The following is a 24,890-nucleotide window of genomic DNA, read 5'->3' as shown; positions in this document are numbered from 1 at the left end:
CGTGGCGGACGTCCGCCGGCCTTCGACAAGCAGGTCTACAAACGGCGCAACGTCGTCGAGCGGTGCTTCAACCGCCTCAAACAGTGGCGCGGCATCGCCACTCGCTACGACAAGACCGCCGAGTCCTACCAAGCAGCCGTCACCCTCGCAGCCCTGCTGATGTGGGCGTGACATTTGACGACAACTCCTAGGGCGCACCGTCCGCCGGTCGGGTGCCGGCGCCGCGACGGGCCATGGATGAGGGGGCGTACCCGGGCGGACCCGGGTACGCCCCCTTCGTCATCAGTCCCGCGGGGCGGACGGCAGACAGCCGGACCGCACCAGCGCGGCGGCCTCCGCCGGCCGGGTGCGGACGAAGTAGTGGCCGCCCCGCTCCAGTTCGTGGAGGGTGATCCGGTCGGAGATCGCCTTCCACCCGCCGTACTCCTCGGTGAAGGAGGCCGTGACGATGTCGTCCTGTGCGACCACCACCTCCACCGGAACATCGAGCCGGTACGCCTCCGGGTCCTCGCGGAGCGCGCGCAGGTGCCTGCCGGCGGTCAGTACGTCGTGCTGGTAGGCGCCCGCCACCACATCGGCACGTTCCGCCCCGAGCTCGTCCAGCTCCGTGTACACCTCTCCGGCCCGCAGCCGGGACAGCAGGCTCTCCTCGTCCGCCGTGGCCGCCTGGGCCATCTCGGCGGCGAGCGTCTCGGCGTCCCCCATCAGCAGCGCGCCGATGTAGACGCGCTCGACGGGCCGACCCGCCTCCGCCAGCAGTCGCGCCGTCTCCAGAGCGGCGGCCGCACCGGTGGAGTGTCCCCAGACCGACACCGGCGTGGTGACGTGCGCGACGATCTCGTCCCGTACCCACTGGGCCAGGACGGGGACGTCCTGCATCGGCTCACCGTCGCCGGCGAAGTCGTGGCCGGGCGGTTCCACACCGAGCACCGCGATGCCGTCGCGCCGTAGCTCGGTGGCCAGGGGCCGGAAGTTGACGGCGTTGCCCCCCGCGAAGGGGAAGCAGACGAGGGTGTGGTGCGGATCCGGCACGGCGGCCAGCGTCTGGAGCAGCCGGGTCACCACCGGGCGGGCGAAGGCTCCGGCGCTGCGCGGCTCGAGCACCGCCGCGCAGTCGGCGAGCACCGGGTGGGCAGCCAGGTCCTTCAGCGAAAGGGCCCGGTCGAGCCGGACCAGGAGCCGCACCGCGGCCAGCGATGTGCCGCCGAGCTCGAAGAAGTCGTCGGACCGGCCGATGTGCTCCGGCGGAACGCCGAGGACGTCGGCCCACAGCTGGGCGAGGCGCCGCTCCGCGGGGGTGGCGGGCGGGATGTGGGCGGGGCGTCCGGCCGTCTCCGCCGCGGGACGCGCCAGCGCCTTTTTGTCGATCTTCCCGTTCTCGGTGAGCGGCAGCCGGTCCACCCGGTGGACATGGGTGGGCACCATGTACTCGGGCAGTACGGTGCCGAGGAAGTCGCGGACGCGCTCCGGGGTCACCCGCTCCGAGCCGCTGAAGAAGGCGACGAGGACGCGCTGTTCGCTGGTGTCGCCCTCGGTGACCACCGCCGCCTCGCGGACACCCTCCATGGTCAGCAGCTTGTTCTCGATCTCGCCGATCTCGATGCGGAAGCCGCGGATCTTGACCTGTGCGTCGCGGCGCCCCAGGAATTCGAGGCGGTCCTCGGGCAGCCACCGGCCGAAGTCACCGGTCCGGTACATCCGGCTGCCCGGCCGGAACGGGTCCGGGACGAACGCCTCCCGGGTGCGCTCCTCGTCGTTGATGTAGCCACGGCCCACGCACACCCCGGAGAACGCGATCTCGCCCGGTGTGCCCAGTGGCACCAGCGCCAGGTTCTCGTCGAGCACATAGGTGTTGACGTTGCGCAGCGCCCGGCCGACGGACACGAAGTCGCGCTCGGGGACGCCGTGCAGCACCTCGTGCATCGGGTCGTCCGACGTCTCGGTGGCGCCGTAGGCGTTGACCAGCTGGACATCGGGGTAGGCGGCGAACCAGCGCTGCACCAGTTCGTAGGTGAGCGCCTCACCCGTCACCGACACCGAGCGCAGGGCGCCCAGCGGGCGGGGGCGCTGCTCCAGGTGGGTGAGGAGCACTTCCAGGTACGACGGGACGACCTGCATCACGGTGACCCGGCCCTCGACGATCTCCTCGACGAAGGCGGCGACGTCGAGCTGGGTGCGGGTGTCCACGATCCGCACGCTGCCGCCGATCAGCAGCGGCGCGGCGAACTGCCACAGGGAGATGTCGAAGCACTGCGACGCGATCTGGGTGACCACGTCCCCGCCACCGGCCGTCATCCCGGTGTCCTCGATCTTCGCGTAGAGGTGGTTGAGGAAGCCCGCGTGCTCGCACAGGGCTCCCTTGGGGCTTCCGGTGGAGCCCGAGGTGAAGTAGATGTAGGCGGCCTGTCCGGGCGTCACCTTCACGCGGGGCGGCTCCGCGTGGCCGCCGCGCGCCAGGACGCGCGTCACGGGCAGCGCCGTGAGCGGGGCGGCCAGCCGGGCGGAGGACGCGCGCACCAGCGCCTCGCTGCCGGGATCGGTCAGGGCGACGGCGCAGCCGCTGCGCTCCAGCTGGGCCACCACGCGTTCGACCGGGAAGTCCGGCCGTACGGGCAGGTAGACACCGCCCGCCGTGAAGACGCCGAGGGCGGCGGCGATCCACTCGGGGGTGCGGTCCATGACGACCGCGACCACGTCCTCGGTTCCCACCCCGGCCTCGACCAGCGCGTGCGCGATCCGGTTGACCCGCCGCTCCAGCTCCCGGTAGGTCCACCGGACCGTTCCGTGCTCGACCGCGATGGCGTCGGGGCAGTCGCGGGCCCGCTCCTGGAACAGGTCGACGAAAGTGCGGTCGGGCGGTTCGACGGTGGGGCCCGCGAGCCCGTACAGCTGCTTCTCGGTCTCCTGGGGGGACAGCAGGCTCTTGGACCCGTGCCTCCCGTGCGGGTCGGCCACCAGAAGCCGCAGGGCGGCGAGGTGGTATCCGGCGAGCCGCCGCGCGTAGGTGACGTCGATCGCGGCACGGTCGTGCAGCACCCGCAGCGACATGCCGTGCTCATCGCGCGACCAGGCCACATGAAGCACCGCTCCGTCGTCCGGGGCGGCGGGCGGGCTGTCGCCGTGTGCCTGGGCCGGAGTGTCCCCGTGCTCCGCCAGCCCGGACAGGTCCAGCACGACCTCGGGCCGTGCGCCGGCCGCGGGGCCCAGACCGTTCAGCGCCCGGTCCGCGAGTGCCGCCAGCTCCGCCCAGGTGGAGTCGGCGACGGACAGGCCGAGCGACCGCGCGGGGCCCGGCCCGTCCTGCGGCACACAGCCGAGGAGCAGGTCGCGCTCGGCGGCGACGGTCGCCAGGACACGGGCGTGACCGGCGAGCAGCAGGGCCGCCAGGGGGATTTCCCATTCCCCGGCGGCGCGTTCCAACGCCTCCGTGAGCTCCGCGTCCAGCCGTAGGCCGTGGACTCCGGTGCCCGCGTCCGTCGCGGACGGCGGGGTCCACCGGGGAACTCGGGTGAACGCCAGGGGTTTGGCGCCGTCTCTCATCAGCCTGCCACTCCTTCGTCCGGCAGCGCCGGTTCCTCCAGCTCGATCCTGATCAGGCGCGCGGCGGCCGCCGCGCGGTGTCCGGCCTGCTCCCCGTCCGTTCCGGTGGCGACCACGCAGCCCAGGCGGTCCTGGAACGTGTTCGTCACCCGCACGGTCCGTCCGGGGGCGGTGCCGATCGCGACGGCCACCACGCCGGGCGCCGTCTGCGCCGCCTCGACTCCGCCGATGCCGGTGACCAGCCCCTCGCGCTCGTTGCGCAGGAAGCGGACCGCGGCGTGCCGTCGGCCCGGCCCCGCGGGCGTCCGGCTCTGTCCCGCGGCGCGGGCGATCACGGCGTCGACGAGATCGATACCGAGGGCGGCCCGTACGGCGACGGGGATCATGCCGCCCGCGAGCCGCGGGTTGACCTCGATGACGACGGGGCCGTGGGCGGACATCCGCAGTTCGGTGTGGGCGGCTCCCCAGCCGAGGCCGAGCGCGGCGAGCGCCCGCAGGGCGGTGTCGCCGAGCGCGGCGGCGGTGGCGTCGGGCACGGGTGCGGGCACCTCGTGCCCGGTCTCCACGAAGTACGGCCGGGGCCCGATGTGCTTGGCGACGACGGTGACGACGGCGTTGTCGAAGGTCTCGACGGAGAACTCCGGCCCCTCGACGGCCTCCTGGACCAGGATCCGGGTCGGCACCGGGTTGCCGCGTTCGTCGGTGGACCGGCTCAGCAGTTCATCCGCCCACCGCCGGGTCTCGTCGCGGTCCCGGCACAGCCGGACGCCGACCGAGCCCGATCCGAGGACCGGTTTCAGCACGACCGGGTGGCCGATCCCGTCGGCCGCGCGCACCGCGTCGGCCACCTCGCCGACGGCCGTGCAGGCGGGCACCGGGACCCCGGCGGCCGCCAGCGCGGCTCCTTGCGTCTCCTTGTCCCGGCAGCGGGCGATGGCGTCCCCGTCCGCCGCGGGCAGGCCGAGCTTGGCGGCCGCGCGGGCGGCTGTGGACACGAAGTACTCGGAGCTGGAGGCGACTCCGGCGAGCCCCCCGTCCAGTACGAGCCCGGCACAGCAGTCCACCACCGCGGCCAGGTCACCGGTGTCCAGCAGCCTGGTGTCGATGTCGTCCTGCTCGACGTACACATAGCGGCCCGGGTCCCGGGTCAGCAGCACCGGCCGCAGCCCGCGCGCCCGTGCCGCCGCGCAGAACTCCCGCCCCGTTCCCGTGGTGTTGCTCTCCACGAACGCGAGCCACCGCCCGCCCGTCCTCTCGTGCCCGGTCACCGTTCTCCTTCCCTTCCGGCCGCGGCTCCATGGCCCGCCAGGAGCGCGTCGACCGCGTCGTCGAGCCTCCGCCGCGCGTCCCGCGTCCGGCCGCGGTCGTCGGCGAGCCGTCGCCCATGGGCGGTGAGCCGCTCCCGCAGGACGCCCACGGCCGCGTCGCACTCACCGGGGCCGCCGCCCCGTTCGTGTGCCTCGACGACCTCACGCAGGGAGGGCAGTTCGGCGACCGTGCCACCGGGTGTCCCATCGGGCAGGTCGATCTTGGTGAGTTCCGTTGCCCCGCTCTCGATCGCCTCGCGGACGGCGGCGCCCACGATGTGGTGGGCCGTGCGGAACGGAACCCCCTGTGCGACCAGCCTGTTGGCGATCACGGTGGCGGTCACGAAGCTTTCCGCGGTACGCCGCTCCATCCGCTCCACCATCGGACGGGCGCCGCTGACGAGCACCTGGGCGAGGAGGACGGAGTCGCGTACGGCGGCCAGCGCCGGCCAGGCGGGAGCCACCGCCTCGGTGCCGACCTCGATGGAGTTCGTGAACGGCGCCGACTTCATGGCGGAGGCGGCGGCCGTCCAGGCGCCGATGGCCGCGCCCGCCTTGGCCTTGACGTGTTCCAGCAGGAACGCGTTGCGCTTCTGGGGCATGGCCGAGCTGCCGCCGACGAGCCGTTCGGGGAACTCGATCAGCCCGAACTCCTGAGTGCTCCACAGCTGGAGGTCGGTGGCGAGCCGGCTGAGCGTCACCCCGGCCGAGGACGCGGCGGCGAGCGCGCGCAGCACCGTGTCCCGTGCGGCCACCGCGTCGATGGCGTGCAGCGGTGGGCCGGCGAACCCCAGCAGGGCTGCGGTGCGCGCCGGTGCGATGGGCAGGTCCGTCCCGGACACCGCCCCGGCGCCCAGCGGGCAGCGGTCCAGCTCGTCCAGCGTCTGGCGCAGCGCGGTGATGTCACGGTCCAGCGCGGTGGCGATCCCGCACAGGTAGTAGCCGTAACTGACCGGCATGGCCGGCTGGAAGTGGGTGTAGATGGGCATCACCACGTCGCGGTGGGCGCGTGCCCGGGAGAGCAGGACCGCCTGGAGTCTCAGCACCTCGCCGAGCAGATCGGTCAGTTCCTCGCGCAGCCGCATCGCGGTGACGGTCGCCTTGATGTCGTTGCGGGAGCGTCCGGTGTGCAGTTTCCCGCCCACGTCGGCGCCGAGTTCGGCCACAAGATGGCCTTCGTACATCAGGTACAGGCCGCGGGGTGCCGGCAGTCCGTGCAGACTGCCGAAGCCTTCCGCGCGCAGCTGTGTGATGCGCTCCAGGAGCGCGGTGGCCGTGTCGGCGGGCAGCAGCCCGCACTCGGTGAGCATGACCACGTGCGCCATGTCGATGGTGCTGATGGGCTCCAGTTCGCCGCGTATGGCACCGGGATCCGGTTCCCCGTAGACGACGCGGCGGGTGCGCGGGCCGAGGATGCGGGTGAGCCGTCCGGTGGAGCTCACGACAGGGCCCGCTCGGCGAGGGGGTGGGTCACCCTGGGCACGACGCCGGGCACCTCCTCGTAGGAGCGGCGGCCCCAGACCAGCCGGGTCCAGCGGTCACCGGCCTCGGCGGGGGACGCGACGGTCACCGGCTCGGTGGGGCGCTCGGGGAGCAGATGGCCGTTCGCGGCGAGCCACGCGTCGTCGTAGACGGTGGCCTGGTAGCGGTACCCCTCGTCGGGCAGCATCACCACACAGAGCCCGTCCGGGTTCTTCGCCGCCCACCACTGGGCGACCAGGTGCGCGGCGCCGCTGGTCGGGCCCTGGAAGAGGGCGGATTCGGCGTGCAGGGCCCGGGTCTGGGCGTATGCCTCGGTCGCGTTGCACCAGTGGATCTCGTCGAAGAGGGTGTGGTCGAGGTTGGCGGGCCACAGGCTGTTGCCCAGGCCGCGCAGCGAGCGGGGCCCGTCGGGCTGGCCGAACAGCACGCTGCGGTGGCTGTCGACGCCGATGACCTGGGTGTGCGGGCTGTATTCGCGCAGGCCGCCCCCGGTGCCGCACATCGACCCGGCGGTGCCGACGGTGCCGACCAGGCAGTCGACGGTGCCGAAGGTGCGCACGAGCTGTTCGGCGACCACGTGGTACGAGCGGGCGTTGTCGGGGTTGTTGTACTGCTCGGGGCAGAAGGTGGACGGCAGCGAGGCACGGATCTCCGCGACCTTGGTCAGCCGGGCCCCCTGATATCCGCCGACCGGCGCGGGCTCCAGGCACATCTCCACCTTGGCGCCGAGGTCGGTCAGTCTCCGGTAGAGGTTGTCGTCGATCGCGGGGTCGCTCACCAGCACCAGCTCACGCTCCATCAGCGCCGCCTGCATCGCGAGGGCGAGTCCGAAGGTGCCCGAGGTGGTTTCGACGATCACCGTGTCCTCGGTCAGCTCGCCGCGCTGTAACGCGCGGCGCAGGATGTACTGGGCGGGCACCAGTTTCATCAGGGTGAAGACCGCGCCGTACAGATTGGGGCCGAGCCGGATGAGGCGTGGCAGCATCTGGGCCTCGGTGATGGAGCGGTAGGTCAGTGCGGACAGCGGCATGGAGACTCCTCGGGGTCCGGGAAGGGGATCAGGAGAGGACCGGCAGGTCGGTCAAGCCCTCGGCGAGGGCCACGTAGACGTCGTCGAGGGTCGGCTCGGACAGCGAGATCCCGGTGATCACCACTCCCGCGTCGTCCAGGGCGCGTACGACGGCGGCGAGGGCGGCGGACTCGTGCACGGGGACGCAGACCGTGCCCGCGGGCTCACCGGGTTGCGGCTCGAGACCCGCGTGGCGCAGCGCGGCCCATGCGGCCGGTACGGACGCCGGTTCGGCGAGGGTGGCGCGGACCGAGCTGACGCCGAGTTGCGCCTTGAGCTGTGCCACCGAGCCGTCGGCGATGGTCCGGCCACGGCCCAGCACGATGACCCGGTCCGCGAGTTGTTCGGCCTCTTCGAGGTACTGAGTGGTCAACAGCACGGTGGCGCCGTCCGTCACCGCCGACCGTACCGAGTCCCACAGCCCGCTGCGGCTGACCGGGTCGAGTCCGGTGGTGGGCTCGTCGAGGAACAACACCTGGGGGCGGCCGACGAAGCTGCTGGCGAGGTCGAGCCGGCGGCGCATGCCTCCCGAGTACGTCGCGGCCGACCGGTCGGCCGCACCGGTCAGCGCGAAGGTCTCCAGGAGCTCATCCGCCCTCGTCCGGGCCTCGGCGCGGCTCGCGCCGAGCAGGCGGGCCACCAGGATGAGGTTGTCCCTGCCGGACAGGTTCTCGTCCACCGCGGCGAACTGTCCGGTCAGGCCGATGCGCCGACGTACCTCACGGGCCTCGCGCACCACGTCGTATCCGGCCACCCGCGCCGTGCCCCGGCTGGGCGGCAGCGCGGTGGCCAGGATGCTCACCAGAGTGCTCTTGCCCGCGCCGTTGTGGCCCAGCAGACACAGGACCTCGCCTTCCCCGATACGGAAGCTGACACCGTCCAGAGCCCGTGTGCTGCCGAAGGACCGGCATATGTCCATCACATCAATCATCGCGCTATTCACCGGATATCATTCCTCGCAGGGAGCGGATCGGGCAATGCAGTGAGAGGCTGGAAAGTTCCTACATTCGCCGCTCGCACCCCTGCAAGGTCCATACAACAAGTTGCCAGACGGTGCCGGGGCGTTCAGGGGAGTTGACTTCACCTGACAGGTACTGACCACGGTCCTGCGATTACGCGGGCTGCGAGTCCTCATCATCGGCCGCGTCCACATAGGGCAGCAGACCCAGCTCCACCGCACGGGCGCCGGCCTGAAAGCGTGAATGTGCTCCGAGTTCACGCGTTATTTCGGCCACGTTCCTTCGATAGGTGCGGACCGACATACCGATTTCGCGTGCGGCGGCTTCGTCCGTACGTCCCGAACTCAGCGCCATGAGTATCCGGCGGGCCATGACGCTGCGCGTCCGGCCGCTGAGGCGGCGGTGGTCCTCGAGCGCCGCACTGCCGTTCCAGGAGATCATGAACAGGGTGCGCAGATTCCGCAGCACGGCCGGCGCCCGCACCAGCATCGCCTCGCGCGAGAGTTTGTCCGAACCGGACCACACCACACTCACCGAGCCATCGGCGAGCACCATTTCGTGCAGGGGCGCCCCGACGAGTCTCACGTCGACTCCCGGTGCCTGCTTGTCCAGGCACTTCAGGAGGTATCGCTCGTCCATCAGCCCCACCCGCCCCAGCAGGCGCACGTCGACCCCCCGGGCGACGGCCCTGCCCAGCCGCGTGACCAGCCTGGCGGCCCGCTGGTCGTTGCCACCGGCGAAGACCACGGAGAGGCTCTGCTGCGCCGACTCGATGACATGCTCGGCGGCGTCCACGCCCTCCTCCGGCTCCATCGCGGTCAGGAGCCGTTCCTCGACGCGATGGCGGTCGGCGGCCGTCTTGACGAGTCGGCCGGCCTCCAGAAGCATGCGTTCTATCTCTCCGCTGAAGACTCCGCCGCTCGTTCTTAACGGTGTGATATCAGCGTCTGGTTCGGAATCCGGACCGATGGAATTGTCAGCGATGACGAACACGTCGTTGCGAGAGCTTGGCACAGTTCCCCCTGAAGCCTGGGATTACGTCCTGGACCCGGCATTGATCGTCGACAGGAAGGGTAGCGATCCACGAGTACGCCATGGGATCAAGACAGCTCAAGGAGAAAAGAGGGCTCGCTGTTTCACCCGCACCGTCCGCGTTCGGAACGTGCTCGCCGTTCCCTGGAGCACCCCGCCGCCGGCGGACAAAGAGGTAGCGATCGCACCTTGACCGTCCATAGGGCTGGACTATACCTACCCGTTCCAGCGCGGAGAATGGTCGAATCACTAAAGACAATGGGGGAAACCTCATTGCAGGGTGCGGATTCACGCCTCTCGGGCAACGGAGGGAACCTACATCCCGGAACGCCACTCAGGGGACCGGTGACAGGGCCGCGGTCCGACGAGTTCCGGCGGCCACCTCCGGGTGGCCGCCGGAACTCATTATTCCGATTCAGGACAACTGGCCGTCGTAGTCAGGCAGTTTGAAGGTGCGGTCGGCGTGCCCGCCAACAAGATCACTTTCATTGTTCCCGATGTTGGCGATGATGGTGTAGCCGAGGGACTCGATCTCCGCCCGCTTCGCCGTCTTGTACTCGGCCGGGTCACCGAGGACGTCGCCCAGTGACCGCTGGTACAGGCCGGTGATGGGGTAGCCGACGTGCACCAGGTTGCCCCGGGTCACCTGCTCGAGGACGTCCGGGCGCGCGGTGATGAAGAAGATGCCCACTCCGTGCTCGCTCGCGTAGCGGGTGAGCTCCAGGACCCGCTCGACGGCGGGAGTCGGCGGGAACCACTGGAAGTAGGTCTCCAGCGAGGTGTTGTCGATGTCGAGGACGATCGCCTGCTTCTGGCCCCCGCCGTTCTGGACGCGCTGCTGGATGTAGGGAAGGGCCTGGTCGATCACCTTGTCGACATCGCTCTTCCACGTCTCGTAGTCGACGGCCGCGGCGGCGCTGGGGGCCCCGACCGCCGAGGTACGCGCCCGATCCGCGTCGAGGGCCTGGGCGTCCACCGTCCCGGCCAGCCCCAGCAGAGCCGCCGTGGCGACAACCACTCCTGTCCGCGCCTTCCGTAAGCCCGCTCTCATGGTTGCTTCCTCCGATCCGTCAGCCGTGGCCGGCGGCCACGATTCGGCTCGAAGCTAAGGCCGCCACCGACGCTTCGGCGAGCCCCTGGCCACAACCGGAGCGAGGCGCGCCGACCGCACAGGGGAGCCGCGAACGCAACCGCGCTCTTCTCGCCGGACCGGCCGAAATCATGGCAAGTAGCTGCCACCGGGCATGGGCCGTGGAGGTTGGATTAGAGTAGAAAATGTCATCGCGCGGTTGTCCGTCAAGGTCGATGAACGGATCGAAGCCATGACCAGAGCGACCAAGACAGCCCCTCCCACCAGCGCATCCTCCCGGGCGGCGGCTCCGGCCACGAAGCGGCCGCGCGGCCCCCGCGCCGCGGCCGACGTCGTGTGCGCGCGCCATTCGGTGACCGTCCAGTTCGATGGGCGGCGGGTGGAGCTGCCCTCGCAGGAGCAGCTCTGCTTCCTCGCCGGGCTCGGCGTCATCGCCGCCGTCGGGATCATCGACTGGCCGGTGGCGGCGGCCATAGCGGTCGGGCACGGGCTGGCCCACAGCCAGCACGGGAAGGCGCTGCGCGAGTTCGGAGAGGCCCTGGAAGAGGCATGACCGAGCACGCGCCGGACACACCGGACTACCCCGCGATGATCGTTCCGGTCGGGCATGTGGAGCCCGTACCCCGCCGCATCCGCGGCTTCGTGGCCGGCCGCCCCGTCTTCGACACCGTGCGGGCGCGCTATGTGTGGCTCTGGCCGGGCTATCCGCAGTACTGCGTGCCCCGCGACGACATCGTCCGGGGGGCGCTCGTCGACGAGGGCCGGAGCATGGCGCTGAAGGTCGGCGGAGCGCGCCGCCAGACCCTCCGGATGGGCTCACTCTCCCGCCCGGGCGCGGCCTGGGAGTGGGGCGAGGACGCGCCCTCCGGCATCGTCGGCCAGGTCAGCTTCCGGTGGGAGGCCATCGACGCCTGGTTCGAGGAGGACGAGCAGGTGTTCGTCCACCCCAGGAGCCCGTACACCCGCGTCGACGCGCTCCGGTCCGGCCGTGCCGTACGCGTGGAGCTGGACGGCGTCGTGCTCGCCGACGCCCCGAGCTCGGTGATGGTGCTGGAGACGGGGCTCCCGACGCGCTACTACCTGGACCGGGTGTATCTGGACTGGGCGCGCATGGAGCCCACCGAGACCGTCACCAGCTGTCCGTACAAGGGCATGACGAGCGGCTACTGGTCCGTCCGGACCGACACCGCCACCCACCCGGACCTCGCCTGGGCCTATGACTTCCCGACCCGCCAGGTGTCCCCCATCGCGGGGCTGGTCGCCTTCTACAACGAGAAGGTCGACCTCTACCTGGACGGCCGGCCGCTTCCCCGGCCCGCCCCGGTCTCCAGGGCGAACTGGGAGAACGAACACCGCTAGGCGGACATCACCTCCTCGCCCGCCCGCCTGGTGGCGGACGTACTCCGCCGACAACGACCCCTTTGCGCCGGACATCTCGTACCGGGGTGGCAGCTATCTGATGTACTACGCCGTCTCGTCCTTCGGCTCCAGCAACTCCGCCATCGGCGGCGGCGACTACAACGCCATCGCCTCCCGGCCCACCGGCACCAAGGCGATCGAGGGCCCGTCGGTCGTCAAGCGCAACGGCTACTACTGCCTGTTCGCGTCGTACGACACCTGCTGCGCGGGGACCAGCTCCACGTACAAGGTCAAGGTCGGCCGGGCCTGCTCGTCTACCACTACTACGACGGCCAGGACAACGGCACCCCGAAGCTGGGCGTCAACCTGCTGAGCTGGTCCGGCGGCTGGCCGACCGCGTACTGACCGCCGCGGGGCCCACCGGTCGCCTAGGCTCGGAGCATGTTGCTCGAACATCGTGGCAAGCGGCCCGTGGTTCCGGAATCGGCGTATGTCGCCCCCACCGCCGTCCTGTGCGGTGCCGTCGTCCTCGGCGAGCGGGCGCGGGTGCTGCACGGTGCCGTGCTCACCGCCGAGGACGGTGAGGTGCGCACCGGGGCGGATGTGGTGGTGATGGAGAACGCGCTGGTCCGGGGGCGGGCCGGGCATCCGGCGACGCTGGGCGACGCGGTGCTGATCGGGCCGCACGCCCATGTCAACGGGGCGAGGGTCGAGGACGAGGTCTTCGTGGCCACCGGCGCGTCGCTGTTTCCCGGGGCGGTCGCGGGGACGGGCGCCGAGCTGCGGATCAACAGTGTGCTCCAGGTGAACTCGCGGCTGGCGCCCGGCACGGTGCTCCCCATCGGCTGGATCGCCGTCGGGGATCCGGCCCGGCTGTTCTCCCCCGATCAGCACACCGAGCTGTGGGAGGTGCAGCGCGGCCTCGACTTTCCCGACACCGTCTACGGTGTCGAGCGCGGCACCTCGATGCGCACGATCATGTCCCGGCAGGCCGACTTCTACGGGGCCCACCGGGACGATCGCCGCCTGGACTGAGTCCCGAGCACACGGTGACCGCCCTGTGCCCGGGAAGCGTCATTTGACGCCGATGTGCGCTCCGGGGCCGAGCGGCAGGTCCAGGCCGTAGAAGATGCCGAGGATGGCCAGCCACACCATCAGGAACGGCACCACGAAGATGGCGAGCCGGGAGATGAGGGTCCCCAGGCGAGCCTCCGGTTCGTATTCGCGGACCATCGCCAGGACCAGGAGGAGATACGGGTTCATCGGGGTGATGGCGCCCGTCGCGGAGTCGCCGATGCGGAAGGCCGCCTGGCTGAGCGCCGGGCTCATGTCCATCAGCATGAAAGCCGGGATGAAGACGGGGCCGACCAGGGACCACAGGGCGGATCCGGAGAGGATCACCAGATTGAGACAGGAGGCCAGCAGGACGAATGCGGTGATCGCCCAGAAGCCGGTCACTCCGATGGAGTTGAACAGCGCGGCCGCCTTCACCGCGAGCAGCACCCCGAGGTTGGACCAGGTGAAGACCGCGATGACCTGGGCGGCGAAGAACATCATCACGATGTAGCCGGACATGTTCTTCACCGAGTCGGTCATGGCGGTGACCACGTCCTCGGTGCCGGTGAGCTGCTTGACCGTGAAGCCGTAGGTGAGCCCGGCGAGCAGAAAGGCGCCGAAGAGCACCGGGACGACACCGGTCAGCACCGGCGAGGGCACGAAGGCGTCGCCCTCCCCGCGCAGCGGCGCGCCCGGTGGCAGCCACAGCGCGAGGACCGCCGCCAGATACACACCGACGACCGCGCAGGTGACCGCGAGCCCCTTGCGCTGCACCGGGGTGAGGGTCAGGTCCTCCCCCGTGGCCTCGTCGTCGGCCGCCTGGTAGGTGCCCAGGCGTGGTTCGAGGACGCGGCTGATGAGGAATCCGCCGAGCAGCCCCAGGACGACGCTGCTGGCGGCGGTGAAGAAGTAGTTGATGAGCACATGGATATGGAGGCCCTCGGCGGCCGGGAGCACCGAGGCCGCCTGCTGGGTGATGCCCACGTACAGGGCGTCCAGCGAGCCGATGGTGAACCCGGCGGCGTAGCCCGCGGTGACACAGGCGAAGCCGCCGATGAGGCCCGCCACGGGGTGGCGCCCGGCGCTCTTGAACACCAGGGCCGCCAGCGGTGGCAGCACGATGGCCCCGACATCGCTCATCATGTGTGCCTGGCTGGCGATGATCGCCACCGCATACGGCAGCACCGCACGCGGCACCCGGGCCAGCGTGGCCCGCATCGCGGTCTCCAGCAGTCCGGTCCGCTCCGCGAGCCCGACCACCATCATCAGCACCAGCACGGCGCCGATCGGCGGGAACGTGGCGAAGTTGGGGATCAGGTTCTCCAGCAGCCAGCGCAGCCCCTCACCGGTGAGCAGCCCGCCGATGGACTTGGTGTCATCGGTGCCGGGGACGGTGACGGAGACACCGGCGAGGGCGAGGACGGTGGAGACGACGGCCAGCAGCGCGAAGAGCCCGGCGAACAGGACGATGGGGTTGGGCAGGGCGTTGCCGGCGCGTTCGATGAAGGTGAGAACACGGTCGAGCCCGCCGCGCCGCTCCTTGTCCGGCGAGGTGCCCCCGGGGGCGGGGAGCCCGGTCACCGCGGGCATCAGGGCCGCCCTCCGGCTGGCGTGGCCGAGGGCAGGAGGCCCTTGGTGTCCTTGCGGACATGCCCGTCCTGCACGACGCACACCACGTTGGCGGGATCGCCGAGCACACCGATGTCCGCGAGCGGATCGCCCTCGCAGACGACGAGGTCGGCGACGCGGCCGGGGGCCAGCGTGCCGAGCCGGTCGGCCACGCCGAGGAGTTCGGCGGCGGTCCGGGTGCCGGCCACGATGGCGTCCATGGGGTCCATGCCCAGGTCGACGAGGTAGGAGAGCTCCATCAGGTTCTGTCCGTGCGGACAGACGGCGGCGTCGGTGCCGAGCGCGATCCTGGCCCCCTGCCCGATGGCGCGGGAGATGTTCTCCTTGGTGATGCCGGACCAGCGGACCTTCTTCTCGTAGTGATAGGGCTCCATCGTGGCCTTGTCGATGCCCGCGTAGACGGTGGAGAGGGTCGGGACGACGAAGACGCCACGCTCCCCCGCCATCTCCAGGGCCCGGTCGTCCAGGCCGTAGCCGTGCTCGATGCTGGTGACCCCGCCGCGGATGGCGTTGAGGATGCCCGCGTTGCCCTGGGCGTGGGCGGCCACCGGCTTGCCGCCGTGGCGCCGGCACTCGTCGACCACGGCGCGGATCTCCTCCTCCAGGAGCCCCTCGTCGTCCGGCTGGTCGTAGGGGCTGCCCATGCCACCGGTGGCGCAGATCTTGACCAGGTCGGCCCCCGCCCGCAGCACCTTGCGCACCGCCAGCCGCGCCTCGTCCTCGGTGTCGGCGAGCTCGGACATCTCGCCACCGCTGAGGTCGGTGCCGTCGGGCAGGCGCACATCGGCGTGGCCACCGGTGTGGCTGATGATCCGTACGGCGGTGTGCAGCCGGGGACCCTCGATCCGCCCGGTCTCGACGGCGGTGCGGTACCCGGTGGACAGCCCGCCCAGGTCCCGGGCGGTGGTGATGCCCGCGTCGAGGGTCTGCCGCATGCGGGCGGCGGTGTCGAAGGTGACCAGGACCGGGTCGAGTTCACCGCGGCGGCCGGGCGGGGAGGCATGGGCGTAGGCGAGGTGGGTGTGACAGTCGAAGAAACCCGGCAGCACGGTGCGGCCGCCCGCGTCGATGACACGGCCGGTGAAGGCGTCGCCGGAGGCCGGGGGCGCGGTGGCCGCCGGGCCCGCGTAGCTGATGGTTCCTTCGGCGTCGGCGATGACGACGGCGTCCGCGATCGGGGCCGCCCCGGTACCGTCGACCAACGTGGCGTTCTCCACGCGCAGAGCGGTCCTGGTGGTCTCGGACGTGGTGGGTTCCGTCATGAGCTCGATCTCACTCCTCGTTGAGGGAACTGGTGGGGAGGAGTGTCGATCCATCGCGTGTTTCGGGTGTTATCATGCAGCATTCCATCGAGATTCACATGCGATACGCAGAAAAGCGCCGCCCATGCACACGCAGGATTTCGCCGCGCATGACCTGGACGAGCTGGATCGCGGGCTCATACACGCCTTGCAGATCCACCCCAGGGCGCCATGGACTCTCGTCGGTGATGTTCTCGGGGTGAACCCGGTGACGGCCGCGCGACGCTGGCACCGGCTCCAGGAGGCGGGGCTGGCCTGGGTGACCGCCTACCCCCAGCTGTCCGACTCCCGGATCGTGGTGACCGGCATCGTCGAGGTGGACGCCGAGCCCGGGGTCGGCGAGGACGTGGCCGAGGCCCTGGCGGCCGAGCCCTCGGTGGCGAACGTCAAGCTCACGGCCGGAAGCCGGGATCTGGTGATCGCTCTCCAGGCTTCCGATCTGGGTGAGCTCTCCCAGCTCACCACCGTCCTCTTCCGGGGCGCCCCGGGGGTACGGGCGACACGTACCCATGTCGCGACGGCCCTGCCCTCCGAGGGCAGCCGGTGGCGGCTGCGCGCCCTGGACGCCACGCAGTGCGCCCGGCTCCAGGACGCGCTCCCGCCGACCGAGCCACTCCCCTCGGGGGCGACCGGCTGGGACTCCCTGGACATCCGGCTCCTTGAGCTGCTGAGCGTCGACGGCCGGATGGCGATCAGCGACCTGGCGGAGCGCGCCGACGCGCCGCTCACCACGGTCCGCCGACGGCTGCGGTCGCTGCTCGGCTCACGGGTGTGTCTGCGCTGCGACCTGGCCCGGCCGCTGTCGGGGTGGCCGCTGTCCGCGGTGTACTTCGCGTCCGTACCGGCCGAGCGCCTGGAGGAGACCAGCCGGGCGCTGGCCGGGGTGCGGGAGGTGCGGTCGTGCGCGATCACGGCGGGCCCGCACAACCTCGTGATCGACGTCTGGCTGCGGGCGTCCGGCGATGTGCACGCCTTCGAGGCGCATCTGTCGAGGCGGTTGCCGCGGCTGACCATCGAGGACCGCTCGGTGGTGCTGCGCACGGTCAAGCACATGGGCCGGCTGCTGGACCGCGACGGCCACAGCGTGGGCATCGTCCCGCTGCGCCCCTTCACCGCCCCCGCTGCCGGGAACGCCACCGCCACCTGAGGCGCGGGCACCCGGTCCGGTGTCGGGGCCACCCCGTCCGGCGTCGCGGGCACCCGGTCCGAACCGGCCGACCGGGCCACCGGACGTGAAGGCGCTGTCCAGTGTTCGTGTGGGTGCCATCTGCCGGTACCCGCCGCCGGACACGCTGGGGCGCCATGGCACCTGTGCGCGCGACAGTCCAAGCCGTTCCGCTGGTGGCTACGGCCATCGTCATGCTCGACGCGGCCACCGACTTCTTCCCGGACGCCCCGCTGGTCGGCGTCATCACACCGGTGCGGCTCGCCGTGCTGGCGGGGCTGATCGCGACGGCGGTGACGGCCCCGCGACCCGCCACGTTCCGCACCCGGCTCGACCTCGCCATCGCGCTGCTCCTGCTCGGCGCCATCGCCACCACCTACGTCGGCGGACACCCGGACGCGCCACTGCGCGCCCTGCTGACCGCTCTCGGCACCTTCTATCTGCTGGTCGGGGTGCGCCGGTCGCAGCCCGAATCCTGGCGGGCGGTGGCGCTGCTCGCGCTGGTCTGCGTGGCGGCCGCGGCCACTTCGGCGTTCGCCCAGGTGACCAATGAGGTGCCGACCGGATTCTGCCGTACCGGGCTCTTCACCGACGTCGACTGCGACAGCGGCGGGGCCGGTTCGATGATCCGCGCCACGGGTACCTTCGCCAACCCCAACCTGCTCGCCGCGTTCCTGGTGCTGCTCACCCCGATCGCCCTGCTGACGGCGGTGACGATGGCCGAACGCACGGCCCGGGTCGCCGTCGTGACCGTGGGCCTCCTCGCGTACGGCGCGGTGCTGACGACCTTCTCCCGGGCGGGCTGCGTCGCGGCCGCGGCGGGTCTGCTGGTGCTCGGTGGCGCGTACTGGCTCGCCCCCCGCCTCGGCCGGTGGGGGGTGCGGACGCTGACGACCGTGGGCCTGGCCGGGCTGGCGGCGGTGACGGTGGCGCTGTGGGTGGTGTCGCGGGCCGGTGACGCGCTGGGGGTCCGGGGCCAGGCGTGGAAGGCGGCCGTGGACCTGGCCATGGACCATCCGCTCGGGGTCGGGCTCGGGCGGGCAGGCGACGCCGTCTCCGCGGCCGTGCCGGGCGGCCGGACCTTCGTCCACGCGCACAACATGTGGCTGAACTGGCTGGCCGAAGCGGGCGTGGCCGGTCTGCTCGGCATGCTGCTGGTGACGGTGATCGCCGTGGCCTCGGCGGTCCGCGCCGCCCGGGAGAAGTCCGTGGCCGGTGTCGTCGGGCTCGCCGCCCTGACGGGGTTCTTCCTCGCGGCCACGGTGGACCACCCGGCCAACCTGGACCGGATCGCCATGCTCTTCTGGCTGGTCCTCGGCCTCGTCATGGCCGAGGTCCCGGGTGGCTGGCGGGAGTCCGGGACGCCCACGCGGGCCACCGGCAAGTCGGGCCGCCGGGCGCGGCGCTGAAGCGCTCCGCTGGAGGGCCCGCTGAAAGTGCCACGAGGCGTCGTCGGCCGTCTGCGGCGCCGTTGTGGCTGGTCGCGGCCACGCGGCGGAGCCGCATATCGACACAGCCTCGCGCCCCTGCGGGGCCCTCTCACTTTCCGAAAATCGCTCGCCACCTCCGACTCCGCCGCGAACCATGGCCGCATGGTTGACACATCCTTGTACGCGGCGTTCCTCCTCGCCGCCTTCGTGCTCTGCGTCACTCCCGGCCCGGACATGATGTTCATCGTGGCGATGGGCGGGCGGGGCGGCCCCACCGCGGGGGTCATGGCCGCGTTCGGGGTGGCGTGTGCGATGTTCGTGCACGCGGTGGCCGCCGCGATGGGGCTGTCGGCCCTGTTCGCGGCGCTGCCGACGCTCTATCACGTACTGCGCTGGGCGGGGGTGTCGTATCTGCTGTATCTGGCCGTCAAGGCGTTCCGTGACCGCTCGCTGCCGGGCGAGGAGAGCGGTCACGTCGGCCCGGGGCACCGGCGCGCCTTCTGGCAGGGCGCTCTCATCAACCTGCTCAACCCCAAGGTGATCCTCTTCAACATCGCCTTCCTGCCGCAGTTCGTGAACCCCGAACTCGGCCATGTGCCAGGCCAGTTCATGTTCCTGGGGATCACCTTCGTGGTCATGGGCTTCTGCGTCGACGGGTCCATCGGCCTGCTCTCGGGGAAGCTCGCCGGGTTGCTGAGCCGCAGCCGCCGGGTGGCGCGGGGGCTCAACGTCTTCAGCGGCACGGTGTTCACCGGGCTGGCCGTACGGCTCGCCGCCGCACCGAAGTAGGCGGCCGACGGACGCTGTGGCCGTCTGGGGTCCGGACAGCGGAACGTCCGCCTGGCCCGGCCGGCTGTGTGGCGACGAGAGTGGGCGGGCGGTTCGCGTCAACCGGAAGGCGGGGCACAGCGATGGCGGACACGGTGCGGCGGGGCTATGCGCCCAGCCACTTCGGGCAGTTGCACTACGCGGAGTGCGGGTCCGGCGAGCCGGTGCTCCTGCTGCATCAGACCCCGCGTTCCTGGACCGAGTACGCCGATGTGCTGCCCCTGGTGGGCCGGGCGCACCGGGCGATCGCCATGGACACCGTGGGGTTCGGCGCCTCGGCCAAACCCGAGGGGCCGCACTCGATCGAGCGGTTCGCCGACGGGGTGGAGGCGCTGGCCGACGCGCTCGGGCTGGACGCCTTCCACCTGGTGGGCCATCACACGGGCGGGGTGGTGGCCGTGGAGGTGGCCGCCCGGCTGGGCGACCGCGTCAGCGGACTGCTGCTCTCGGCCACGGCCTTCGTGGACGAGGCCAAGCGCGCGGCGGCTCCCGCGCGCCCGCCGGTCGACCATGTCGACCCCAGGCCGGACGGCTCACACCTGGTGGAGGTGTGGAACCGGCGCCGCGGCTTCTACCGGGCGGGCGAGGAGGCCGCGCTGCACCGCTATGTGATCGACGCGCTGACCGTGCTGGACCGGGTGGAGGAGGGACACGAGGCGGTGTACCGGTACCGGATGGAGGAGCGGCTGGCGCACATCACCGCCCCCGTGCTCGCCGTGTGCGCGCCGGAGGACCACTACTCGCTGCCCGCGCTGGAGAGGTTCGCGGCGGCGCTCGGCTGCGAGACCGCGGTCCTGTCCGGCGGCCATGTACCGGCGCCCGAGCAGCTGCCCGGGGAGTTCGCCGATGTCGTCACCGCGTGGGTGGACCGGCACCGGCGGTGGCCCGGTCCCACGTCGTCCCGGTGACACCCCGACGGCGCAGCGCCGCCTTGCGCACCTTGCCGGTCTCGGTGAGCGGCAGTTCGCGCAGGGTGTCCACGTAACGGGGGACGGCGAACGGGGGCAGCTCGCGCTCGCAGTGGCGGATCACATCGGCCAGGTCGAGCGTGCCGCCCGCGCGGGGCACCACGGCGACCATGACCTCGTCCTCCGCCAGCTCGGACGGCACCGGGAAGACGGCGGCGTCGGCCACCTCGGGATGGCCACGGACGACCGTCTCGACCTCGCACGAGGAGATGTTCTCCCCCCGGCGGCGGATCACGTCCTTGATGCGGTCCACGAACCGGAACCAGCCGTCGGGTTCACGGACCACCCGGTCCCCGGTGTGCCGCCACGCGTCCACCGGCTCCGCCGGCTCGCCCAGGTAGCCGGTGGCGAAGGCGTACGGCCGGTGGCTGCGTACGACCAGCTCACCCGGGGTGCCGTCGGGGACGGGCGTGAGCAGTTCGTCCACGACGCGGGCGTCGAAGCCCTCGCGCAGGGTGCCCATATAGCCGGGCCGCTGCTCCTCGGCGGTCGTGCCGATGACCAGGTTGGTCTCGGTGGAGCCGAATCCGTCGACCAGCGTGACGCCGAACCGCTCGCGGAACGGCCCCCAGGCGTGGGCCGGTGTCGCCGGGGAGAGTCCGCGGACGGCCCGGTGCGCACGGTCCTGCGGGCCCGGGGGCTGGGCCAGCAGCATCGGCACCATGGCGCCCAGCAGATAGACCACGGTCGCCCCGGCTCCGGCCGCCTCGCTCCAGTACCGGGAGGCCGAGAAGCGGGGCGCCAGGGCGATCGACGCCCCCACGGTCATCGCCTGCGCCAGCGCGTTCAGGGCGTTGGTGTGGAACAGCGGGAGGCAGGTGTGGAGGACGTCGTCCGCGGTGAGGCGCAGCGCGTCGGAGACGTTGCGCCCCCACCAGACGAACTGGGCGTGGGGGCAGCGCACCCCGCGAGACGTGCCGGTGGTCCCGGAGGTGAACAGGACGCACGCGGTGTCCTCCGGGCGTACGGGCGCCGCCGGGAAGGCCGGGCCGCCACCCGGCCGGGGTGTGCCGTCCGCTCCCGCGCGCCACAGCGTCCCCCGGTACCCGGCCGCCCGCACGCGCTCGGCCGTCTCGTCCTCCGCGAGCAGATGGGCGGGGCGGGCCTGGTCCAGGACGTGTCGCAGCCCGCCGCCGCGCAGCCCCGTGTTGAGGGGGACGAGCTCGGCGCCGAGCCAGGCCGCGCCGAGGAACAGGTCGACGAGCTCGATCCGGTTGCCCGTCATCGCGGCGACGCGCCCGCCCGGGCGGCAGCCCTGGACCGCGAGGGCCCCCGCCATGGTGGCGGCGGCGTCCCGCGTCTCGCGGTAGGTGCGGACCGTGGTGCCGATCCGCAGGAAGGGGCGGTCCCCGTGGTCCCGGGCCGCGGTCCGGAGCAGCCCGGGAATCGTCAGCGAGGTCACCGCAGCACCTCGCGCTCGCGCAGTGCGCGGATCCGCTCCGGTGACAGGCCCGCGACGTCGCGCAGCACCTCGTCGGTGTCGGCGCCGAGCACGGGTGCCGCCTTGCGGATGCCGCCGGGTGTGCGGGCGAGCCGGACGGGCGGCCCCTCGTGCAGGAAGGCCCCCGCCACCGGGTGTTCCGCGCGGACGTAGAAGCCCCTGGCCCGCAGCTGCGGATCGTGCTCCACGAGGTCGCGGCCGTCCCGCACCGGGCCCGCGGGTATGCCGTGCTCCTGGAGGAGTTCGGCGGCGGCGTCGGCCGGCAGGGTCCTGGCCCAGGTGGCGAGGGCGTCGTCGGCCAGTTCGCGGTGGTGTGCGCGCCGCTCCGCCGCGCGGGTGCGTTCGTCGGTGACGAGGCCGGGACGGCCGATCACCGTGCACAGCGCGGCCCATTCGGTGTCGTCGCGGACGCTGACGGCCAGCCAGCTGTCGGCACCGAGGCAGCGGTACACGCCCTGCGGGCTCCACCGCGGATCGGTGTTCCCGGCGGGCCCGGTGGGGTGGAGCAGGCTGGTGCCCATATGGGAGGCGATCGCCTCGAGCTGGGACAGGTCGATGTGCTGTCCGCGCCCGGTCTCCTCGCGGTGCTCCAGGGCGGCGACGGTGGCGAGCGCGGCCTGTAGCCCCGCGACGATGTCGCCGTGGCCGTAGATCACCCCGACCACGTCGTCCGGGCCCCATCCGGTCAGGCCGGTGAGCCCCGAGCTGGCGGACACGGTGTCCGCGTACGACACCCAGCCGCTGCGCGGGCCGGTGTGTCCCATGCCGGACATGCTGGTGTACACCAGCCGGGGGTTGATCTCGCGGAGGGTGTCGTAGCCCAGGCCGAGTTTGGTCATGACGGTGGCGCTGAAGTTCTCCACCAGCACGTCGCAGGAGGCGATGAGGTCGCGCAGTACGGCGATGCCGTCCTCGGTGCGGGTGTCGAGGGCCAGGCTGCGCTTGTTGCGGTTGACCTCGTTGAAGTAGCCGTTGGTGTTCGGATCGGTGTGCGGGCCGCGCGAGAGATGCATGAAGGGCGCGAACCGGGTGGGGTCGGGACGGCCGAGCGACTCGACCTTGATGACATCGGCGCCGTGGTCGGCGAGCACCTTGGTGCAGTACGGCCCGGCGAGCACCCAGGTCAGATCCAGGACGCGGACGCCGTGCAGGGCGGGCCGCGCGGGTTCCCGCGTTTCGGGCACCTTCGGGACCGCGCGACGCTCGTGCAGCAGGCTTCGGTCCGCGCCCCGTTCCGGGACGTCCAGCTCCTTGATCCGGTGGCCTTCGGGGAACGCGAAGGGGAAGCCCAGATCGGTGCGGTCCCCGGCGCGGAGGAAGAAGTCACGGGCGGCGAGCTGCGGGTTGCCGGGCAGCTCGTGCGGCAGGTCGACCGCCGCCCACGGCAGCTTCCTGGACTGGGCGAGCTCGGCGAACTCGGCCTTCGGCCACCGGCCCGCGAACTCCTGCACCACCGCGAAGACATGCTCCTGGTGCTTCTTGCGCTCCACCGGGTCCTGCCAGCGCGGCTCGGCGAGGTCGGCCTCGGCACCCTCCTCGCGCAGCCAGGCGAGCAGCGCGTCCCACATGCGGGGGCTGCCGCCGAGGCCACCGCCCAGATGGCCGTCGGCGGCCCGGAACAGCCCGTGCGGCACCAGCGGATGCACCCGGCCGGGGCGCGCGGGCACCCGGTCCTCGTGCAGATAGGCGAGGGCCCCCGCCTCCAGGGCGGCGGCCGCGCACGCCTGGGCGGACACGTCGGCGAGCTGGCCCGGGCCCGTGCGCCTGGCCCGCAGTCCGAGCAGCGCGGCGATCGCGGCGTGCACCCCGGCGAGCTGCTCCGCCTGGTTCTCCGGGAGGCGCAGGGGCGGCCCGTCCGGGTCGCCGACCTGCGCGAGCATCCCGCCGAGCGCGGCGACCACCAGATCGGTCCCCTGCCAGTGGCCGCGTGGCCCCTCGGTCCCGAAGGGGGTGACGCGGACGTGGACGAGGTGGTCGAGTCCCGCGACGGCCTCCGGAGCGCCGTCCGGTGTCCCGTCGAGGAGCACGTCGGCTCCCGCCACCAGGCGCCGCAGCTCCTCCGGGGACGCGGGGGTGACGGACCGCTTGCCGGCGTGCCAGTGGACGAAGGCATCGCCGTTCAGTTCGCGCCGTGTCGGATCGCCCTCCTCGGGCTCGACCAGGACGACCTCGTGTCCGAGGCCGACCAGGAGCCGGCCCGCGAACCGGGTGAAAAGGCTGGACAGTTCGACGACGCGTACGGCCGGGTTGCTCACTTGTCCTCCGCGGGATGCTCAGTCGTGCTGCTGGTTCAGGAAGCCGGTGACCGCGGTGTAGTAGGCGTGCGGCCGCTCCTCCTGGGGGTGGTGGGAGGCGTGGTGCATCACGTGCAGATTGCCCTTGGGGACCATGCGGGCGAGCATCAGCGGATAGTCGGGGGTGAGGAAGGCGTCGTACATGCCCCAGACGAAGAGGGTGGGGGCCTGGATGGTGCCGAGTTCGGCGGTGAGGTCCTGCCAGTCGCCGCGCGGGTTGTCGGAGGCTCCGGCGAGGGCGGTCTCCTCCGGGTCCAGGCTCTGTTCATAGCGCAGGGTGACGGTGTCATCGGGGATCGCGGCGGGGTCGTACCACTCCAGGCGGGCGATCAGCTCCCGCATCTTCTCCCAGGAGGGGCCGGTGCCGCCGTAGTACACATCGCGGGCGTTGCGGCCACGCCGGCCGCCCTCCGGCAGCGGGGCCAGCGGGCCGTGGAACACGGGCATGCTGCCGGTGATGGTCAACGACCGGGTCCGCTCGGGGTACTTCGCGGCCAGGTTCAGCGCGATGGTTCCGCCCCATGAGTTGCACACGAAGTCGGCGCGCTCGATGCCCAGGGTGTCGAGCAGCGCGACCGTCTTGGCGGCGTGGTAGTCCCACATCGGGCCTTCGATGACGGGCTTGGCGGACTTGCCGTACTGGAGGATGTCCACGAGGTAGCAGTGGCGGTCCTCGGCGAACAGCGGTGCCACCTGCCCGAAGTCGGACCAGCCCGTGCACCCGGGGCCGCCGCCGTGGAGGAAGACCGTCGGCCTGCCCGTCGTGCCCAGTTCGAGGTAGTGGTACGTGACGCCGTCCGCTTCCGCGTGGGCGCCCTCCGGCGGCTTCTGGATGGTCATGAGGTCCATGTCCCGATGGTGTGCGGCCGGTGATCTCCGCCCAAGCGGACCGGTCCGCTGAGCGGGCCGGTCCCGTGGTGACCGCCTCCGGGCGGTGGCT

General features: G+C 71.9%; 20 protein-coding genes and 1 pseudogene. 9 read left to right on the top strand and 12 right to left on the bottom strand.

All coding sequences use genetic code 11. The annotated features are described in order from the left end of the window. Positions 1-171, top strand: a 171-nt coding sequence (locus tag ABD329_RS21375; RefSeq protein WP_344316762.1) for a transposase, incomplete at its 5' end; no start/stop codon positions are given. A gap of 111 nt (positions 172-282) precedes the next feature. Here the strand turns inward: ABD329_RS21375 and ABD329_RS21370 are convergent. The 7 genes from ABD329_RS21370 to ABD329_RS21340 form a co-directional block, all read right to left on the bottom strand. Further along, entirely contained in the window at positions 283-3,540 is a 3,258-nt protein-coding gene (locus ABD329_RS21370; protein WP_344316759.1) for a non-ribosomal peptide synthetase family protein, read from the bottom strand. Next, positions 3,540-4,808, bottom strand: a complete 1,269-nt coding sequence (locus ABD329_RS21365) for an ATP-grasp domain-containing protein (protein WP_198280481.1) — start codon at positions 4,806-4,808, stop codon at positions 3,540-3,542. Before ABD329_RS21365 ends, ABD329_RS21370 begins: the two co-directional genes overlap by 1 nt. After that, on the bottom strand, positions 4,805-6,289 hold the full coding sequence (argH, locus tag ABD329_RS21360; RefSeq protein WP_198280480.1) for an argininosuccinate lyase: 1,485 nt from the start codon (positions 6,287-6,289) through the stop codon (positions 4,805-4,807). Before argH ends, ABD329_RS21365 begins: the two co-directional genes overlap by 4 nt. After that, complete coding sequence (locus ABD329_RS21355) at positions 6,286-7,359, bottom strand: cysteine synthase family protein (RefSeq protein ID WP_214665476.1); 1,074 nt, start codon at positions 7,357-7,359, stop codon at positions 6,286-6,288. The genes argH and ABD329_RS21355 overlap by 4 nt, the downstream gene beginning before the upstream one ends. Positions 7,360-7,387: 28 nt before the next feature. Next, the gene (locus tag ABD329_RS21350) at positions 7,388-8,341 is read right to left on the bottom strand and encodes an ATP-binding cassette domain-containing protein (protein WP_425574363.1); all 954 of its coding nucleotides are present in this window, start codon (positions 8,339-8,341) and stop codon (positions 7,388-7,390) included. Positions 8,342-8,510: 169 nt separating this feature from the next. Beyond that, positions 8,511-9,245 (bottom strand): TrmB family transcriptional regulator sugar-binding domain-containing protein, encoded by a 735-nt coding sequence (locus tag ABD329_RS21345; RefSeq protein ID WP_344316758.1) that lies wholly within the window; start codon positions 9,243-9,245, stop codon positions 8,511-8,513. A 559-nt stretch (positions 9,246-9,804) separates the two neighbouring features. Continuing rightward, positions 9,805-10,440, bottom strand: a complete 636-nt coding sequence (locus tag ABD329_RS21340; protein WP_198279795.1) for an HAD family acid phosphatase — start codon at positions 10,438-10,440, stop codon at positions 9,805-9,807. A gap of 271 nt (positions 10,441-10,711) precedes the next feature. On the opposite strand from ABD329_RS21340, the gene ABD329_RS21335 reads away from it, so the two are divergent. From ABD329_RS21335 to ABD329_RS21320, 4 genes and pseudogenes are all read left to right on the top strand, one after another. Continuing rightward, complete coding sequence (locus ABD329_RS21335) at positions 10,712-11,032, top strand: hypothetical protein (RefSeq protein WP_198279796.1); 321 nt, start codon at positions 10,712-10,714, stop codon at positions 11,030-11,032. Beyond that, positions 11,029-11,838 (top strand): DUF427 domain-containing protein, encoded by an 810-nt coding sequence (locus ABD329_RS21330; RefSeq protein ID WP_198279797.1) that lies wholly within the window; start codon positions 11,029-11,031, stop codon positions 11,836-11,838. The genes ABD329_RS21335 and ABD329_RS21330 overlap by 4 nt, the downstream gene beginning before the upstream one ends. A 22-nt stretch (positions 11,839-11,860) precedes the next feature. Next, a pseudogene (locus ABD329_RS21325) lies at positions 11,861-12,243 on the top strand (glycoside hydrolase family protein); the annotation flags it as partial. 36 nt (positions 12,244-12,279) lie between these two features. After that, on the top strand, positions 12,280-12,873 hold the full coding sequence (locus tag ABD329_RS21320; RefSeq protein ID WP_198279798.1) for a gamma carbonic anhydrase family protein: 594 nt from the start codon (positions 12,280-12,282) through the stop codon (positions 12,871-12,873). Positions 12,874-12,912: 39 nt separating this feature from the next. Here ABD329_RS21320 and ABD329_RS21315 read toward each other — a convergent pair whose 3' ends face one another. Then, positions 12,913-14,484, bottom strand: coding sequence for an AbgT family transporter (locus tag ABD329_RS21315; protein WP_198279799.1), 1,572 nt, complete (start codon positions 14,482-14,484; stop codon positions 12,913-12,915). Next, positions 14,484-15,785 carry a metal-dependent hydrolase family protein gene (locus tag ABD329_RS21310; RefSeq protein ID WP_198279800.1) on the bottom strand — a complete coding sequence of 434 codons (1,302 nt, stop codon included), beginning with the start codon at positions 15,783-15,785 and terminating at the stop codon, positions 14,484-14,486. Before ABD329_RS21310 ends, ABD329_RS21315 begins: the two co-directional genes overlap by 1 nt. Before the next feature lie 124 nt (positions 15,786-15,909). Between ABD329_RS21310 and ABD329_RS21305 the strand changes: the two genes are divergently transcribed. From ABD329_RS21305 to ABD329_RS21290, 4 genes are all read left to right on the top strand, one after another. Beyond that, positions 15,910-16,971 carry an Lrp/AsnC family transcriptional regulator gene (locus ABD329_RS21305; RefSeq protein WP_198279801.1) on the top strand — a complete coding sequence of 354 codons (1,062 nt, stop codon included), beginning with the start codon at positions 15,910-15,912 and terminating at the stop codon, positions 16,969-16,971. A 155-nt stretch (positions 16,972-17,126) separates the two neighbouring features. Next, positions 17,127-18,398, top strand: a complete 1,272-nt coding sequence (locus ABD329_RS21300; RefSeq protein ID WP_198279802.1) for an O-antigen ligase family protein — start codon at positions 17,127-17,129, stop codon at positions 18,396-18,398. Between the two features lie 183 nt (positions 18,399-18,581). Next, complete coding sequence (locus ABD329_RS21295) at positions 18,582-19,208, top strand: LysE family translocator (protein WP_344316755.1); 627 nt, start codon at positions 18,582-18,584, stop codon at positions 19,206-19,208. Positions 19,209-19,330: 122 nt separating this feature from the next. Beyond that, positions 19,331-20,155 (top strand): alpha/beta fold hydrolase, encoded by an 825-nt coding sequence (locus ABD329_RS21290; protein WP_198275095.1) that lies wholly within the window; start codon positions 19,331-19,333, stop codon positions 20,153-20,155. Here the strand turns inward: ABD329_RS21290 and ABD329_RS21285 are convergent. The 3 genes from ABD329_RS21285 to ABD329_RS21275 are packed head-to-tail and all read right to left on the bottom strand — an operon-like array spanning position 20,100 to position 24,799. Further along, positions 20,100-21,617: an AMP-binding protein gene (locus tag ABD329_RS21285; protein WP_198275096.1), complete on the bottom strand. Its 1,518-nt coding sequence runs from the start codon at positions 21,615-21,617 to the stop codon at positions 20,100-20,102. The genes ABD329_RS21290 and ABD329_RS21285 overlap by 56 nt on opposite strands. Next, a complete protein-coding gene (locus ABD329_RS21280; RefSeq protein ID WP_198275097.1) occupies positions 21,614-23,911 on the bottom strand; it encodes a CaiB/BaiF CoA-transferase family protein in 2,298 nt (765 codons plus the stop codon). The genes ABD329_RS21285 and ABD329_RS21280 overlap by 4 nt, the downstream gene beginning before the upstream one ends. 18 nt (positions 23,912-23,929) lie before the next feature. Beyond that, a complete protein-coding gene (locus tag ABD329_RS21275; RefSeq protein WP_198275098.1) occupies positions 23,930-24,799 on the bottom strand; it encodes an alpha/beta fold hydrolase in 870 nt (289 codons plus the stop codon). Between the last annotated feature and the right edge of the window lie 91 nt (positions 24,800-24,890).

It is taken from the genome of Streptomyces javensis (assembly GCF_039525925.1).
GTDB classification, from domain to species: domain Bacteria; phylum Actinomycetota; class Actinomycetes; order Streptomycetales; family Streptomycetaceae; genus Streptomyces; species Streptomyces asiaticus.
This window is presented reverse-complemented; position numbering and strand designations above follow the sequence as displayed.